At 66.7% G+C, this 15,459-nt stretch carries 13 protein-coding genes; 9 read left to right on the top strand and 4 right to left on the bottom strand.

Annotated elements, in window-relative coordinates:
* The first annotated feature begins 219 nt into the window (after positions 1-219).
* Entirely contained in the window at positions 220-1,194 is a 975-nt protein-coding gene (locus HFP48_RS10140; protein WP_168579451.1) for a GIY-YIG nuclease family protein, read from the top strand.
* 199 nt (positions 1,195-1,393) lie between these two features.
* Here the strand turns inward: HFP48_RS10140 and HFP48_RS10135 are convergent, their stop codons facing one another.
* Positions 1,394-3,250, bottom strand: a complete 1,857-nt coding sequence (locus HFP48_RS10135; RefSeq protein ID WP_168579450.1) for a TerD family protein — start codon at positions 3,248-3,250, stop codon at positions 1,394-1,396.
* A 136-nt stretch (positions 3,251-3,386) separates the two neighbouring features.
* Here HFP48_RS10135 and HFP48_RS10130 point away from each other — a divergent pair, with 136 nt between their 5' ends.
* From HFP48_RS10130 to HFP48_RS10120, 3 genes are all read left to right on the top strand, one after another.
* Positions 3,387-4,298: an SDR family oxidoreductase gene (locus tag HFP48_RS10130; protein ID WP_050034957.1), complete on the top strand. Its 912-nt coding sequence runs from the start codon at positions 3,387-3,389 to the stop codon at positions 4,296-4,298.
* Positions 4,299-4,520: 222 nt separating this feature from the next.
* Positions 4,521-5,324, top strand: coding sequence for a hypothetical protein (locus HFP48_RS10125; RefSeq protein WP_050034956.1), 804 nt, complete (start codon positions 4,521-4,523; stop codon positions 5,322-5,324).
* Positions 5,325-5,454: 130 nt separating this feature from the next.
* Positions 5,455-7,179, top strand: a complete 1,725-nt coding sequence (locus HFP48_RS10120; RefSeq protein ID WP_246872564.1) for a plasmid pRiA4b ORF-3 family protein — start codon at positions 5,455-5,457, stop codon at positions 7,177-7,179.
* Between the two features lie 38 nt (positions 7,180-7,217).
* Here the strand turns inward: HFP48_RS10120 and HFP48_RS10115 are convergent, their stop codons facing one another.
* Both HFP48_RS10115 and HFP48_RS32075 read right to left on the bottom strand, forming a co-directional pair.
* Complete coding sequence (locus tag HFP48_RS10115; RefSeq protein WP_210432820.1) at positions 7,218-7,727, bottom strand: hypothetical protein; 510 nt, start codon at positions 7,725-7,727, stop codon at positions 7,218-7,220.
* 183 nt (positions 7,728-7,910) lie between these two features.
* The gene (locus tag HFP48_RS32075; protein ID WP_257785089.1) at positions 7,911-8,033 is read right to left on the bottom strand and encodes a hypothetical protein; all 123 of its coding nucleotides are present in this window, start codon (positions 8,031-8,033) and stop codon (positions 7,911-7,913) included.
* A 441-nt stretch (positions 8,034-8,474) separates the two neighbouring features.
* Here HFP48_RS32075 and HFP48_RS10110 point away from each other — a divergent pair, with 441 nt between their 5' ends.
* From HFP48_RS10110 to HFP48_RS10100, 3 genes are all read left to right on the top strand, one after another.
* Positions 8,475-9,869: an SLC13 family permease gene (locus tag HFP48_RS10110; protein ID WP_168579449.1), complete on the top strand. Its 1,395-nt coding sequence runs from the start codon at positions 8,475-8,477 to the stop codon at positions 9,867-9,869.
* A gap of 208 nt (positions 9,870-10,077) precedes the next feature.
* A complete protein-coding gene (locus HFP48_RS10105) occupies positions 10,078-11,190 on the top strand; it encodes a PrpF domain-containing protein (RefSeq protein ID WP_210432834.1) in 1,113 nt (370 codons plus the stop codon).
* A gap of 8 nt (positions 11,191-11,198) precedes the next feature.
* On the top strand, positions 11,199-12,044 hold the full coding sequence (locus HFP48_RS10100) for a CoA ester lyase (RefSeq protein WP_168579447.1): 846 nt from the start codon (positions 11,199-11,201) through the stop codon (positions 12,042-12,044).
* Positions 12,045-12,073: 29 nt separating this feature from the next.
* Here HFP48_RS10100 and HFP48_RS10095 read toward each other — a convergent pair whose 3' ends face one another.
* Complete coding sequence (locus HFP48_RS10095; protein WP_029542709.1) at positions 12,074-12,994, bottom strand: LysR family transcriptional regulator; 921 nt, start codon at positions 12,992-12,994, stop codon at positions 12,074-12,076.
* Positions 12,995-13,213: 219 nt separating this feature from the next.
* Between HFP48_RS10095 and HFP48_RS10090 the strand changes: the two genes are divergently transcribed.
* Complete coding sequence (locus tag HFP48_RS10090; RefSeq protein ID WP_168579446.1) at positions 13,214-14,479, top strand: CoA transferase; 1,266 nt, start codon at positions 13,214-13,216, stop codon at positions 14,477-14,479.
* The gene (locus HFP48_RS10085; RefSeq protein WP_029542705.1) at positions 14,479-15,270 is read left to right on the top strand and encodes a CoA ester lyase; all 792 of its coding nucleotides are present in this window, start codon (positions 14,479-14,481) and stop codon (positions 15,268-15,270) included. The genes HFP48_RS10090 and HFP48_RS10085 overlap by 1 nt, the downstream gene beginning before the upstream one ends.
* Positions 15,271-15,459 lie beyond the last annotated feature (189 nt).

Here is a 15,459-nt window from a genome sequence, read left to right as displayed (position 1 = left end):
CTTTCGGGGTCGGGCAGGGCTGGCCCGAAGCGAGCTTCCCCTGGTAGTCGTCAACAACTTCAAACTTCAATCGCTGGCGGTGAGCAATTGTTACACCTTCCGAATTGGGACTCCCGGAGCCATGCCGAGTTACAGATACTCACGCGGTCGCAGACCCCCTGTTGCCCTCGCAGACCGGGGTGATACACCTTGTTCTGCCCAGGACCCGTGAGGAGATGCATGACCGTCGACGATGAGCAGATCAAGTACAGCGGTCTGCGCTTCACACGGTTACGTTTCGACCCCCAGGCCTCGTTCGCCTCCCAGTTCTCGGCGGGCAATCCGCGACGTGGCGTATATGTCCTCACGTTCGCCGACGGGTATCGATATGTCGGTCAAACGATCGATATCGTCGCGCGTCTCGCTGCGCACCGTCGCCGATGGTTCGATATCACCGACGTGGCGTTCCGTCCCGTACCGACGGCGAAGCAGCTCGATCCGATCGAACGGCAATTGATCGAGTCCGTGGGGCGAACCCACAGCCTGCGCAATATCGCTCTGACCTCGACCCCGTTCCCTAGTCCCACTCTCAGCGCCCTCGTCGATCCGCGAGAACTCACCGATTGGTTCGCTGTGCCTGCGGACGAGTCCATGTTTGATCGTGTCGACGATTCCGCCATGCGGGCAGCCAGCCTTCACAAGTACCAGGAACTTGCGAGTCATTCGGAGTTTCCTGAGATCGTAAGGCTGCTGGCACTATTCGTCGACTCGTGCCTTCCCGCACCGCGCCGAACCGAGCGTCGAGTTTGGGCGTTGAGCTCGATGCCTTCGACCGGAAGGACGGCATCGTCACGCCGACTAACGACTCTTTCGGTCGGCCCCATCGAAGCGCTGGTCATTTCCGACAATGGGCGCGCCAACGCCGATGTCGTGCGCGGGTTCCTCAACGTGGCACCGCCCGTGGGAAAGGCTCGGACGACGTTCGCCAGGCTTGTTCTACGGCGTGGAATCAGCTCGCGCCGAGAATACGGCTATGCCTCGATCGGTCCCGTCAGGCGAGTTTCCTTCGATTCGCTTTCCGGCCTCGAGAAACTGCTGTCCGATCCGGTTGTGGTTCAGCAAGCTCGAAATCTGATTGTCAGCTTGATGTTCAAGGGCAGCACAGTGTACGGGAGATATCATGACTTCAACCTTGCGGACCACATCGTGAAATAGTCCTACGCAGGTCCGAATTCGGCGGTTTCCTGGACGGATGGCCGGCACCGGACCACCGCCCGGTTGCACGACTCGGCCGGCCCGCTATCGAAAATTCTGGTCCGACCGTCGGCAGGACTATCTGGAAGATGCGGACGTGGGCTGGGTGCCAGCCGAATCGCACGTAAGGGCGAACAGAAGAGCGACGTCCGTTCGACAGTCAATTGCCTTCCTCGACGTCCACGCCGTACAGCGCGACGAGCCCGCCGAGGTCGTCGTCGTACCCCTGCCCCACCGCGCGCAACCGCCACTTCCCCGCCCGCCGGTAGATCTCGGTGAGCACCATGGTCCGCTCGGTGGTCCCGGCATCGAGCACGAAGGTCGCCGCCGTGCCGTCCTCACCATCCACGCTCACCGACACAGCCCCCAGTTCGCCGAAGGCCCGCTCGCCGTCGATCGCGGCGGCGATCGCGACGCGTCCGCATTCGTCGGGCAGCGCGGCCAGGTCGAACCGCACGCTCTGTTCGCTGCTGCCGTCGATCGACAGCTCGACCGCGCCGTCCTCGGCGGAGGGGTTGTTGTAGAAGACGAAGTCGTCGTCGCTGTCGACCTTCTCGTCTTCCGCGAGCAGGAAGGCGACGACGTCGACGTCGAAGTCGTCCGTCTCGGCGCGCCACGCGACGTTGACCGTCCACGACGTCTTCCGCGCCGGCAGGTCGATGACCTCGCCTCGGGCGAGCGCCGGCGCGGAGATGCGGGACTCGATGCGCATGTGCGGCGGCACGACGCCCTTCTCCACCGCGGCGCTGATGTCCGTCATGGTCAGGACGGGGAGCTCGCGCGCGGTGATGCGCGGCATGCGCCGGTCGCTGTCGCCGCCTTCCAGCATCAGCACGTCCGTGACCGCCGCGGTGAGGTTGAGCGACGGGCGTGCACCGAGCTGGACGAGACGCGAGCGCATGAGCACGGCGTCGAGGTGGGTGCCGCCGAGGAGCAGCACCCGCCGGCCCTGCCACAGCTTCGGCTTCTGTCCCGTGAGCATCCGCTCGGGCAGGCTCGGTACATCGGCGAGGGGCTCCGCAGTCTCCGGCTGCGGCGGAGGTTCGATCACCGGCTCGGCAGGGGGCGCGGCCACCTCGACCACGGGACGCATCTTCGGTTCACCCGGATTCACCCGGGTGAGCATCTCTTCGAGCTGCTGCTCGGTGACGACGGGAATGCCCTCGGCCATCGCCTTGCGGATCTTGCCCGTCTGTACGCCGGGGTCGTTGCACACGACCACGCTCGTCTGGCGACTGACGGAATTCATGACGTCGAGGCCGGCGTCGGCCATCCGGCCGGCGAGCGGGACCCGCGGCGTAACCGTCTGCCCCGTGACGACCACCTTCATCCCCTGCACCAGGCCGACGTCCAGCGACAGGCGTCCCGGGTTCTTCCACTCGCACGGCACGCGCGGCACGGAGTCCGGGTAGGCGGGCCTGCGGCTGAGGCAGTCGACCACCGGCAGCGGGAGCTGCAGGCTCTCGGCGAGCAGGGCGCTGCGTACGAAGACCTCACTGAGGACGCGGGCGTCGTCGTAGGCGTCGTGCTCGAGCAACTGCTGGACCTGCCAGTGGGCGGCCAGGGTGGAGAGTTTGTGATCGGGCACGTCGAGTTCGAGCCGCCTCGACAGGGCGAGAGTGCACAACCGCTGTCTGGCCGGGATCTCGGTTCCGGCGCGCCGGAACTCGGCGTCGAGGAATCCGTAGTCGAAGGCCGCGTTGTGGGCGACGATGGTCCCGCCGTCCAGCACCTCGGCGAGTTCGCCGGCGATCTGCTCGAAGCGGGGAGCTCCGGCGAGCCGTTCGCGCGTCAACCGGTGCACGTGGACCGGGCCGGGGTCGCAACCCGGGTCGACGAGCGTCGAGTACTCCCGCTCGACGCTGCCGTCCTCCCGCAACACCAGCGCGGCCACGCTGAGCACCCGATGCGCGTAGGCGCGCAGGCCGGAGGTCTCGACGTCGACGACCACCCAGCGGTGGCCCTTCGGCAGCGTCCGCGAACCCGACGCGTGCGACAGCGTGTCGATCACCTGCACCTGCTCTACCTCCGACTGTTCTCCGGCCGGTCCCACCGGCGCACCGGAACATAGTGACTGATATGTCCGACACCGCCGGCGGCGCCACGCCGAGTGCGGCTGCCTTCCGACTGCTGCGGGCAGTACCGTTCCAGCCATGGCACAGCCACTCACAGGCAAAATCGCCCTGGTCGCCGGCGCCACCCGCGGCGCCGGCCGCGGAACCGCAATCGCTCTCGGTGAGGCCGGCGCGACGGTCTACTGCACCGGCCGCAGCACCCGCGAGCACCGCTCGGAGTACGACCGGCCGGAGACGATCGAGGAGACCGCCGAGCTGGTGACGGCCGCGGGTGGGGTCGGCATACCCGTCGCCGTCGACCACCTCGATCCCGAGCAGGTGCGACGGCTCGTGCAGCGCATCGACGACGAGCACGGCCGCCTCGACGTCCTCGTCAACGACATCTGGGGCGGCGAGAAGCTCATCGAGTGGGACACCCCGCTGTGGGAACACGACCTGGCGGGCGGTCTGCGGATGGTGCATCTCTCGGTCGACACGCACCTGATCACCAGCCACTTCGCTCTGCCACTGCTGATCCGGAACCCGGGCGGGCTCGTCGTCGAAATGACCGACGGTACCGCCGAGTACAACGCGAAGAACTTTCGGCTCTCGGTGTTCTACGACCTCGTCAAGTCCTCGATGCTCCGGCTTGCGTTCTCCCAGGCGAAGGAACTTGCGCCGCACGGGTGCACGGCCGTCGCGCTGACGCCCGGGTGGATGCGGTCGGAGATGATGCTCGAGCACTTCGGGGTCACGGAGGAGAACTGGCGCGACGCCGCCGTGCCACATTTCGTCGCGATCTCGGAGTCGCCGCGTTTCGTCGGCCGGGCCGTCGCGGCGCTGGCCGCGGATCCGGACGTCCATCGCCGCAACGGCGGGTCGTTCTCGTCGGGTGGCCTGGCGCGCGAGTACGGCTTCACCGACGTCGACGGGTCACAGCCCGACTGCTGGCGGTACATGGTGGAGGTTCAAGATCGCGGTCTGCCGGCGGATGCGACCGGGTATCGGTGAGCGCGACACGCCGACGCAGCGATTACCGCTCGCCCCCAACGGATTCCACACAATCAAGACGAATCAATTGACGCGTCCGCGGCGCGGTGCCACGATGTGTCATCCCCTCGCACCCGCGAGGGCCACAATTGAAGAAGGCCCGCCAGGAGCGGCAACTCCCGACGGGCCGGATGTCCGACTGATTAGGAGTCGAACGTGGGTAACAATACCCGCGTCGGAGGCGTGCGCCGCGCGCCGCGCCCGACGAGCCACTACACGGTCGTCCGCAACGAGACGATCGGCAACAAGGACCTCTCCTTCCGCGCCCGCGCGGTCTTGATCTGGCTGCTCTCGAAGCCGGCCGACTGGCGCATCCGCTCCGACGCGATCGCCGCGGAATCACCGTCCGAAGGCCGTGACGCCATCCGGTCCGCGATGCGGGAACTGGCTGCGCACGGCCACCTCGTCACCGAGCGTCGCCAGAACGAGCACGGTCAATGGATCACCGTCCAGACCGTCTATGAAGTACCGGTCCGGCCCGAGCCGGGGCCTGGAAATCCGAACCCCGGCGAGCCGGACACCGGAGAACCCGGCGCTGAACAAAGAACTGAGGACCAAGAGACTGAAACAAACCCCTCACCGGCCGCCGAACCCACGGCACCGCCCCCACGGCAACAAGGGGTGGGCAGCATCCCGGAGAAGAAGCAGATCGGCGAGCTGGCGACCGCATGCCGCGCCGCCGGTCTGACGGCGACGTTCGACTATCTGCCCGCCGCCGCGCGCTCCCAGATCGCCGCGCTGATCGACTCCCACGGAATCCCGCCCTTGGTCGCGGCGGCACGATCGGTCCATCGACCGAACAATCCGACGCGCTTCGCGCACGCATGGATCCCGCTGTGGCAATCGCTTCCCCTGCCACGGCCTCCCCTGCCACCCCGGTGCGGCCGGTGCGACGAGTACGGCTGGCTACCCGACGACCCGCACGGCCGCGCCGTGCGATGCCCGTGCCGCCGCGTCGACGCACCCGACCACCCGCTCGCCGCGTGAGCATCCGTCGACGGCGAGCCGGTAGCATCTGCGAGAACTGTTCCGTGACCACCGAGGTCGGAGGCCCATGTCCCGCAAGCGCTCAGGGTCGAGTCGCGGATCCTCCTCTCAGCCGCTGCCCAACAATGTCGTGTCGTTGGCCGAGCGTCGCCGCCCGGCGGGCACACCGAGCGAGCAGTACCGCACACTGGCGCCGGAGTTCGCCGCATGGCTGATGGAGAAAGCTGGGTGCCCCGCGAATCAGGCGGAGGACTTCGTTGCCAGCGTCGGGCACGCGATCGACGCGCTCTCGCGTGCGGATTCCGGGTTTGCGACCACGGCATGGCGGAGCCGCGACGTGGACCACCTTCTCGAGCGGGTGCTGACGAGTGAACTGGTCGAGGACGACGACGAGACGCGGGCACACATCGCCGGGGATGCCGCCGTGTTCTTGCAGTTCCTCTCGGCGACAAACCGGTGGACCGGCCAGGACGAAGACCTCGGGTACGGTCTGTCCACGCTCACGTCGTACATCGAATCGAAGCTCGCGTCCCTCCCACCCGTCGACGTCGAAGAGCCGCCGGTCGATCCCGAGGCCGAGCGTGCCGCCTTGACGGTCGTGCCGGTCGTCGCACGGCTGGACGCCCTGCTCGGCTGGATCGGCGAACGTCGGCCTGTGACCGCGACCGGAGCGCTGAAGCGTGCCCTGGTCATGGAGGCCTTCGACGCTGTCGGCGGCAAGCGCGAGGATCTGGCACCGCGCAAGGTCCAGTCGATGTGGGATCTTTCCGTGCTGGCACAGACCTGGGTCGTTGCAGCCATGCTGGACCTGATCTCGATCGGAAAGACCGTCGTCAAGCCCGGTCCTGCCGCGCCGGTGTGGCGGGATCCGGACCGTAATCCCGGCGAGTACCTCACCCTGTGCCGGGACGCGGTGACACAGTCCCTCGTCGTGGCCCTCGGCAGGCGCGGCGAGGGGCGGCTCGTGGCATTCCATTCCGTCCTCGACGAGGCGACCGCTGCCGTCCTGTCCGCCGGTCTCGGTGAGCACCCCCTGCCGTCCGGCCCCGAGGAACGCCTGCACGCACTGTCCGTGCTGTTCCCCGGCATGCCGGTCGGACCGAGTCTTCTCGGCAGCATGCTCGTCGACCGCCTCGACGACCTCGTCGCCGACGGCATCCTCGACGACGCGGACAGCTACCGCGTGCCGACGCCTCTCCGTCCTGTCGTGCGGGCCGCCGTGCGCATCCTCCTCGACGACGCGACACCCGTCGCCATCCACCCGCCCGCGCGGTGTACCCTGCGAATCACGTTGCGCGACAGCGAGCCTGCGGTGTGGCGACGGGTGGTGGTCGACAATTCCCTGAGTCTGCTGCATCTGCACTTCGTCATCCAAAGCTGCTTCGCCTGGGAGGACTACCACCTGCACCAGTTCACCGAGGGCGAGCCGTTCACCGGTGGTTGCGTATACGTGCCCGACGATCAGCTCGACGACGAGCTCGCAAACGGTCAGGACGAGGTCGTCGACGAGGGAATGGTGACCATCGGGACGGCGCTGCCCCAGCTCGGGGCATCGCTGACGTACCTGTACGACTACGGCGACGGGTGGACGCACGACATCGTCGTCGAGTCCGTCGCCGACTTCGACGCCGAGGCACCGCGCGCCGCCTGTGTCGACGGGCAGGGCCTGGCGCCGGCCGAGGACTCCGGCGGGACGTGGGGCTGGACGGACATGCTCGCCGCGGCCGACGACCCGGCCCACGATCGACACGACGAGATCCGGCAGTGGCTCGGACTGCGGCCGGGTGAGCGCGTCGACCCGGAGTGGTTCGACCGCGACGACGCCAACGGACAGCTGCGCGCACTGTTCGGGTAGCGTTGCGGTCGAAAGGCTTGCGCGCGAATCGCGCACCATCAATCGAGCGCGCAGTCCTTCTCCCCTGTCGGTCGTAGACCTTCGGCAGCCGTGGGTGGCGACACGAAAACCTGGGTTCGGCGCCACCCGAGGTACACCGTGTCGGGTCGATCCGCGCCCGCGGGAAGGATCAACCGGTCGGCCGGCGGCGGCTTGCCGAAGGCACGACGCAGTGGTTCGTCACTCGGCAGTGCGTGTTCGAGGTCGGTTGCGTAAGTAATGGAGAGGTCTTCGGACACGGTGAGGAGGCCGGTGTCGAATGCGACATCGGGCGTGGGGCAGGCCGTCAGTCTGTTCAGGTGCTCGAGGCGTTCCTTGCTGGCGCTCTCTCGCCACGGCTTGACGTGGCTCGCAGGGAGCAGTCGCGGCCGGCGACGTCCCCCGATTACGTTCCCCATGCCGCAGAACACGCACCGGTTGCCGTGGTTGGTCAGCGCTGCCTTGGCGAATCGGTGCTGACCGATACGAACGGTCGAGGTGAGCAAACGCTGCGTGATCTCGATCGGCACATCCTGCCGCTCACGCGCCCACTTCTCGACAACCCCCTCGAGTTCTCGCTCGACGGCGGCCGCTTGTAGAGGCTGGCAAGGTGCTGGACTGGAAAGCCGGCTCGATGCGCGCTGCTGCCGGACCGACTGTGGTCGACGAGCACGAGGCACACAGCGACAGGACGACCTCGTTCTGGACGAAGTTCACCTGCCGCTGTCCTCGACCTGTTCGGCCAGGTCGAGGACCGGGACCAGCCCGGCCGCGGACACGAGATTGTGTTCGTCGAACACCGCGGACCCAGCCGTGAAGGTGTCCGATGATTGCACTGAAAGCGCCTCTACGTATACGGGTAGTCGTGACATCGAGAATCTCGATTCTCTCACTACGGGAAGCGCTTTCGTCGTTCACACGCCGTCACGGCCGGCGCGGTCTCCACGGATCCGGCCTCAGTGATACCGAGAAGCAGGAGCAGGGTCACCACATCGAACGGATTACGCCTCACCCCTCCGGGTGAGCCTTCAGTTCAACTAAAGCCCACCATAGCGATTCGACATTGTCATGAACACGGGCCGCTTCTAATGTGATGTAGGTAATGGTCAAGCGAAGGATGTGACATGCAAATAGTCACTCTTCCGGCACCCTGCGGGAACGCCTCGTGCGACGTGGACTGCGACAGCAAGACACGTTCCGCCTCGCTTGACCCGCCCGTTCGCAACTGCCGATCGGGCGCCGTTCGATCCGCCTCGCGGTGAACCGAAAGAACGCTCATGACTTCCATCGAGATACTGCCACTGATCGCATTGGTGGCGATGTTCGTGATCGCCACCTTCTTCCCCATCAACATCGGCATATTGGGGTTCATCGGCGCGTTCGTCGTGGGGGCGTTCCTCCTCGGCTACGACGACAAGGAGATCCTCGCCGAGTTCCCCAGTTCGATCGTGCTGACGATCATCGGCGTCACCTACTTCTTCGGCATGGCGAAGAAGAACGGGACCATCGACCTCCTCGTCAACACCTGCATACGCAGCGTCCGCGGACGAGTGACGATCGTTCCCTGGGTGTTCTTCTTCTGCGCCTCGGTACTCACGGCCTTGGGCACGTTCAGCCCGGCGGCCGTCGCCTTGATCACGCCGGCGGCGATGTCGTTCGCCGCTCGCACCCGGATGAGCCCGCTGGTGATGGGCATCATGACCATCAACGGCGCACACGCCGGAGCATTCTCGCCGATCTCGGTCTCGGGCGTCCTCGTCCGTGACATCGTCGAATCGAGTGGGTTGACGATCGCCCCGTGGACCCTGTTCTTCGCCAGCTACGGCATCAACCTGCTGCTCTCGGTCCTGACCGTGATCGGCTACGCCGTTCTCGCCCGGATGCGGAACCTCGAATTCACCGCTACCGGCTCGAGTGACGAGTTCGACTCCGACGGCGGCGGGAGTCCTTACCGCACTCCCGTCGAGGGACCCGGCACGGCCCCGTCCGGCAGCTCGGCCGGGGGAACCGGCACCCAGGTACTCATCCGGACCCCGCGCACCGAGATCGTCACCGAACCCGCACGACAGCCGGTCACCGCCGTGCAGAAGCTCACCCTCGTCCTGATCGCCGCGGTGCTGGTGCTGGTGCTGGTGCTGCACATGCCGATCAGCTTCGTCGCCATCGCCGCCGGTGCGATCCTCGCCTTCACCGACCTGTCCAAGCAGAGTGAGGCCATCGCCGGTATCAGCTGGTCCACGGTGCTGCTCGTGGCGGGCATGGTCACCTATGTCTCCCTCATGGAGGAGATCGGCACGCTCGACCATCTCGCCGAGATGGCGATCACCATCGGGGCCCCCCTGCTGGTCGCCGTCGTCCTCTGCTATGTCATCGGCGTCACCTCGGCGTTCGCGTCGTCGACCGCACTGCTCACCGCTGTCATCCCGCTCGCGCTTCCGCTGCTGCAGACCGGAGCACTCCCGGTCGTCGGCGTCGTGGCGGCCCTCGCCATCTCGGCCACCGTGGTCGACGTATCCCCGTTCTCGACCAACGGCGCGCTCGTCCTCGCCAACGCCCAGAACATCGAACGCCCCCGGTTCTACCGCCAGCTGCTGCTGAACGCGGGCATCGTGGTCGCGATCGCGCCGATGCTGTGCTGGCTGCTGCTGGTGGCCATCCCGGCCCTGGCCTGACGCGTCGACGCCACCCCCTGAGGGTTTAGCTCGAGTTAACCCTCATCGAGAAATCCGCCATTGTTCTCCACCCTGATCTCGGTCAGGGTGGGTAGTGGGACACCGCTGGCACCTACGCTCCCTATCCGATCGGAGCCTCCAGCGGTGCCTCACACACTCTTCCAACCCGAAAGGTGGGCCGACCGTGTTCACACTCCGTGGAACCTGGATGCGGGGAGGCACCAGCAAGTGCTGGCTGTTCAACGCCGTGGACGTCGATCCCCTCATCCCCCAGGCAGGGGGGCTGGACGCCATCTTGACCTCCGCGTTCGGCTCCGGCGACCCGCGCCAGCTCGATGGTGTCGGCGGCGGCAGCTCGACCACGTCGAAAGCGGCGATCGTGCGCCGCTCCAGCGAGTCCGGCATCGACGTCGACTACCTGTTCGCCCAGGTCGCGATCGGTGACCGGCAGGTGGAATGGGGCAGCAACTGTGGGAACTGCGCCACCGCGATCGGGCTGTATGCGCTGCAATCCGGCTTCGTTCCGGTCGACTCCGCGGTGACGACCGTGCGGATGCGCAACCAGAACACCGGCGCAATCCTCACTGCCGAGATCGCGACCCCGGGCGGAATGATCCCCACCGAGGGTGACGCGGCCGTGCCAGGCACCAGCGCGCTGGGCGTCCCGGTTGGCCTCACCTTCGCCGGTCTCGCTGCCGATACAGCCACACTGCTGCCCACCGGCGCACCCGCCGAACAGATTTCGATCGAAAACCACACGTACCGCGCCACGATGGTCGCCGCTGGCGCTCCGGCGGCGTTGTTCGACGCCGCCGACCTCGGCCTGACCGGCGCAGAAGACAATCGGACCATCGCCGAACACCTGCCGCTGCTTCTCCGGCTGCGACGGGAATCATCGTTGCTGATGGGACTGAGCAAACCGGGAGACCCGATCACCCACGCGATCCCCAAGATCGGCGTCGTCGGCCCGCCGGTGGACTACCGCACCAGCGCGGGCGTCGACATCGACGAAGACGACTACGACATCTCCGTCCGGATGCTGTCGATGCTTGCCCCGCACCCCGCAATCGGACTGACGTCCGCTGTCGCCGTCGCCGCGGCGTCCACCGTGACCGGTGGCGTCGTCACCCACAACACACGGGTCCGGTGGCCCGGATCGCTACGGATAGGGACGCCCGCCGGGGTCCTCGACGTCGACCTCACCACCTCGCCCGACGGTATCCTCGAATCGGTCACCTTGCACCGGGCGGCCCGACGCATCGCAGTGGCGGAACTCTTCGTCACCGGCCCGGCGCCTGCACTGGTCGGGTTGGCACGGTGAAGGTCCGAATGCCCGAGAACGCCACGATCGCACCCCGGACAATCGACGCGCGGATCGCCCGCTCCTGGCTGCTGGTCAACGGCGGCCGGATCGACTTGTTCGACCAGGCCGAACGTTCATGCGCCGATCAGATCGTCCTCGACATCGAGGACGCAGTCGATCCGCAACGGAAGTCCTCAGCACGCGAGGACGTTGCCGCCTGGCTCGAACACTCCTCGGCCTGGGTCCGGATCAACGACCGGTCCTCGAAGTACTGGAGCGACGACGTCGATCGACTCGCCGGCCTTCCCGGACTGGCGGGCGTAATGCTCGCGAAAACTGAAGCGGCAGAACATATCACCGAAACTTTCGACCGACTCGGCGGAGGCACCCCAGTCCTTGCCCTGGTCGAATCCGCCCTCGGCATCGAGCAGGCCGGCGCTATCGCTCGCGCCCGCGGCGTGTTCCGGCTCGCCTTCGGCAGCGGCGACTATCGCCGGGACACCGGCACGAGCGCCGACGACCTCGCCATGGCGTACCCTCGCTCCCGACTGGTGGTCGCCAGCCGGGTCGGCCGGCTGCCCGGACCGATCGACGGCCCCACCGTCAGCAACGGCCACACCGTGTTGCGCGAACAGTCCGCAGTGACCGTCTCCCTCGGCCTTACCGGAAAGCTGTGCCTGGACACCGACCAGCTGCAGGTGATCAACGAGGCCATCAGCCCTACACCGTCGGATGTCACCTGGGCGCGGCAGTTCCTGGCCGATTTCGAAGCCCGCGGCCGCATCATCCGCGACGGCAGCGACCTACCCCGCCTCGGGCGGGCCGAGCAGATCACTCGCCTCGCCGACGCGTTCGGCATCTGCCGGAACTGACAGACATCCTTCCGGGGAGGGTTGGGCCCCTATCCGGCCTCGAATCCCTCCTGCAGTAGGCGGGCGGCGGCAGTGCACACCGCGATTCCTTCCTGCGCGGCCGGGCTCAGCCGCCGCTCGGTCAGATGCGCGACCAGGATGCGCCGCTGCGGCGGGCGGGTCGCGAGGGGAATCGACCGGACGTCGGGCCGGAGGTTGAGCACGGCCAGGCGCGGCGCGATGGCCACACCGAGCTCGACGGCCACCATCGCCTGTACTTCACCGTAGTCGTGCGCGAATACGCTCGTCCGAGGCATGAAACCACCTTGTTGACAGAGCTTTTCGAGTGTCTGGGCAACCGGGTGATCGTCGGCGCGCACCACCCACGACTCGTCGCGCAGTTCGGTGATCCGGATCGAGTCGCGGTCAGCCAGACGGTGCCGTTCCGACACCAGCAACACGGTCGGATCGTTCATCAGGTGGTGGTAGGTCAACGTGGGGTCGTCGATCCGGTTCCATTCGTAGTCCCACAGCAACGACAATTCGGTCTCCCGCCGGCGCAGGGCGTCGACCAGTTGCGCGAACCGGCCGCTGAGCACCTTCAGATCGACGCCCGGGTGCCGCGTCTTGAACTCCTTGACCACCAGCGGCAGCAGTGACGATCCGGCCGTGGGAAAGGTGCCGATCGCCAGCACACCGGCCCGCAGCCCCTTGATCTCCGCGAGTTCGGCCTCGGCGGCCTCCAGCTCGACCAGGATACGTTCGGTGTGCCGAACCACCGAGCTTCCGGCCTCGGTCAGCACGATGCCTCGCGCGTGCCGTTCCAGAAGCGGCTGCCCCGCCTCCTTCTCCAGCTTCGCGATCTGTTGGGACACAGCCGAAGTGGTATACCCGAGCGCGGACGCCGCCGCGGTGATCGACCCGTGCGCGGCGACCGTGCGCAGTGTGAACATCCTGGCAGTATCCAGCACGCGCCACCCCTGACTTTAGACAAAGTTAACTGCTGTCGATATGCCCGTGATTGTAGTTGAACCCGGGGGATGTCAATCTGAGGTGGCGGCAACGGCGCCACGGACTTTTCGGTCGCGCCATGACCCTGCCGGCATCACCCGTCGGTCCGCGCTCGTGCACCCCGGCCGCTGTCGAGCGCCGCACCTGTATCGACCTTCCCCACCATCCGAGGACAGCTTATGACTGCACACCCGAGCGACAGTTACTCGACCCACGACCACCCTGGCACGAGCACAGCCGACAGCCCTCCTCCGACACGTGGCCCGTTGCACGGCCTCCGCGTCCTCGACATCAGTACCGTCTACGCCGCACCGATCACCGCCATGCTCCTCGGTGATTTCGGCGCGGACGTAATCAAGATCGAGCACCCCTCGGGCGATCCCGCCCGCTCACACGGAGCCCGGAAGGACGGCCACGGACTGTGGTGGAAGGTCATCGCCCGTAACAAGAAGTGCATCACTCTCGATCTCAGCACCGACGAAGGCCAGCAGATACTCCGCGACCTCGTGATCGATGCCGACGTGCTGGTGGAGAACTTCCGCCCCGGCGTACTCGAGAAGTGGGGGTTGGGTCCGGACCGACTCCATGCCGTCAATCCGGGACTGGTCTTGCTCCGCGTCACCGGGTTCGGCCAATCCGGGCCCTACGCCGAGCGCCGCGCATTCGGCACCCTGGCCGAGGCGATGAGTGGCTTTGCCCACCAAACCGGGACGGAGGACGGCCCACCGACGCTGCCGCCCTTCGGACTCGCCGACGGCGTTGCCGGACTTGCCGGCGCATTCGGCGTGGTGACCGCACTCCTCCACCGCAACGGCTCGGCCGGCCGCGGACAGGTCATCGACATGTCACTACTCGAACCACTCCTGGGAATTCTCGGCCCCGGGCCCACCGCCTACGACCAACTCGGCACCATCACCGGCCGCAACGGCAACCGCTCCCCCAATAACGCTCCACGCAACACCTACCTCACCAAGGACGGCCGGTGGGTTGCCGTCTCCGCGAGCGCCACCTCTGTCGCCGCGCGGGTCATGCGCCTGGTCGGCCGACCTGACATCGTCGAGCAATCCTGGTTCGACTCTGCCGGCGAACGCAGCCGCAACGGCGAACTGCTCGACGACGCGGTTGCGAAGTGGATCGCAGACAGACCCCTGCATGAGGTCACGGCCGAGTTCGAACGGGTCGGCGCCGCGCTCGCACCCATCTACGACGTCGCGCAACTCATGAGTGATCCGCAGGTCCTCGCCCGTGACTGCATCACGACCGTCGACGACGAAGACCTCGGCCCGATCAAGATGCAGAACGTCATGCTTCGCATGCTCGGGACTCCGGGCGCGATCAAGTTCCCCGGCCGCCGCCTCGGGCAGGACAACCAGGAGTTCTACCGGGACACCCTCGGCATCGACCAGGAACGAATGACCGAACTCACCGAGAAGGGCGTCCTTTGATGAACCGCAGCTACCTCTTCGCGCCTGGCCACAACCTGAATCTGCTCGGAAAGGTGTTCCACGCCGGCGCCGACGCCGTCATCCTCGATCTCGAGGACGCGGTGCCGCCCTCCGAGAAGCGGACCGCCAGGGCAAACGTCGCATCCGTCGTCACCACCAGGACCGCATGGGTGCGAATCAACGCCCCCGGAACCGGACTCGCCGCCGCTGATCTGCATGCCGTCGCTGCATCGGCACACGGCATCCGCATCCCCAAGGTCGAAACACTCGACGACGTTCACTGGGTCGCAGCCCGGGCCCCGGAAAAACCCCTGATCTGCGCCATCGAAACCGCGAAAGGGGTCGCCAATGCCTTCGATATCGCCGGCCACCCGGCGGTAACGCATCTCGCACTCGGCGGTATCGACCTGCAGAAGGACCTCGGCACGGGAGACGGGGACATACCGATGCAGTACGTGCGATCCCACCTCGTCGTCGCCGCGCGCGCCGCCGGCATCGCCCCACCGATCGACAGCGTCTACCCCCACCTCGACGACAATGACGGACTCATCCAGCAGGCCGCCCACAGTCGCAGCCTCGGCCTGTTCGGCAAGTCCGCAATTCACCCCGCCCAGCTGACGGCCATCCATGCCACCTTCACTTCGGGACAGGACGACATCGACTGGGCCCGCGAAGTGGTCGACGCATTCGAGAAGGCCGGCGGAGCGGCGGTCCGGCTACCCGGAGGTGAATTCGTGGATCTCCCCGTCGCAGAGCGGGCACAAAAGATCTTGGACGCCGCGCGAACGTGATGCCGTCATGCTCCGCACCGTCTACACCATGTAGTGCACGAACGCGTGCCACCTGCCATGAGCAGATGCTTCGGCCGACGCATCATCTCCCGATACGCAGGCTGGTGGCTACCGAGAGTAGACCTGGGACAGCAAGGTGGTGATGAGCACGGTTCCGCGGCTGCCGGAGTGCAAGTACCGGTTCGGCAA

The organism is Rhodococcus sp. DMU1 (assembly GCF_012272955.1).
GTDB classification, from domain to species: domain Bacteria; phylum Actinomycetota; class Actinomycetes; order Mycobacteriales; family Mycobacteriaceae; genus Rhodococcus; species Rhodococcus aetherivorans.
This window is presented reverse-complemented; position numbering and strand designations above follow the sequence as displayed.

Coding starts and splice junctions, on each gene's coding strand:
- HFP48_RS10140 (WP_168579451.1), top strand. CDS start 220: ATGACCGTCGACGATGAGCAGATCAAGTACAGCGGTCTGCGCTTCACA.
- HFP48_RS10130 (WP_050034957.1), top strand. CDS start 3,387: ATGGCACAGCCACTCACAGGCAAAATCGCCCTGGTCGCCGGCGCCACC.
- HFP48_RS10110 (WP_168579449.1), top strand. CDS start 8,475: ATGACTTCCATCGAGATACTGCCACTGATCGCATTGGTGGCGATGTTC.
- HFP48_RS10105 (WP_210432834.1), top strand. CDS start 10,078: ATGCGGGGAGGCACCAGCAAGTGCTGGCTGTTCAACGCCGTGGACGTC.
- HFP48_RS10100 (WP_168579447.1), top strand. CDS start 11,199: ATGCCCGAGAACGCCACGATCGCACCCCGGACAATCGACGCGCGGATC.
- HFP48_RS10090 (WP_168579446.1), top strand. CDS start 13,214: ATGACTGCACACCCGAGCGACAGTTACTCGACCCACGACCACCCTGGC.
- HFP48_RS10085 (WP_029542705.1), top strand. CDS start 14,479: ATGAACCGCAGCTACCTCTTCGCGCCTGGCCACAACCTGAATCTGCTC.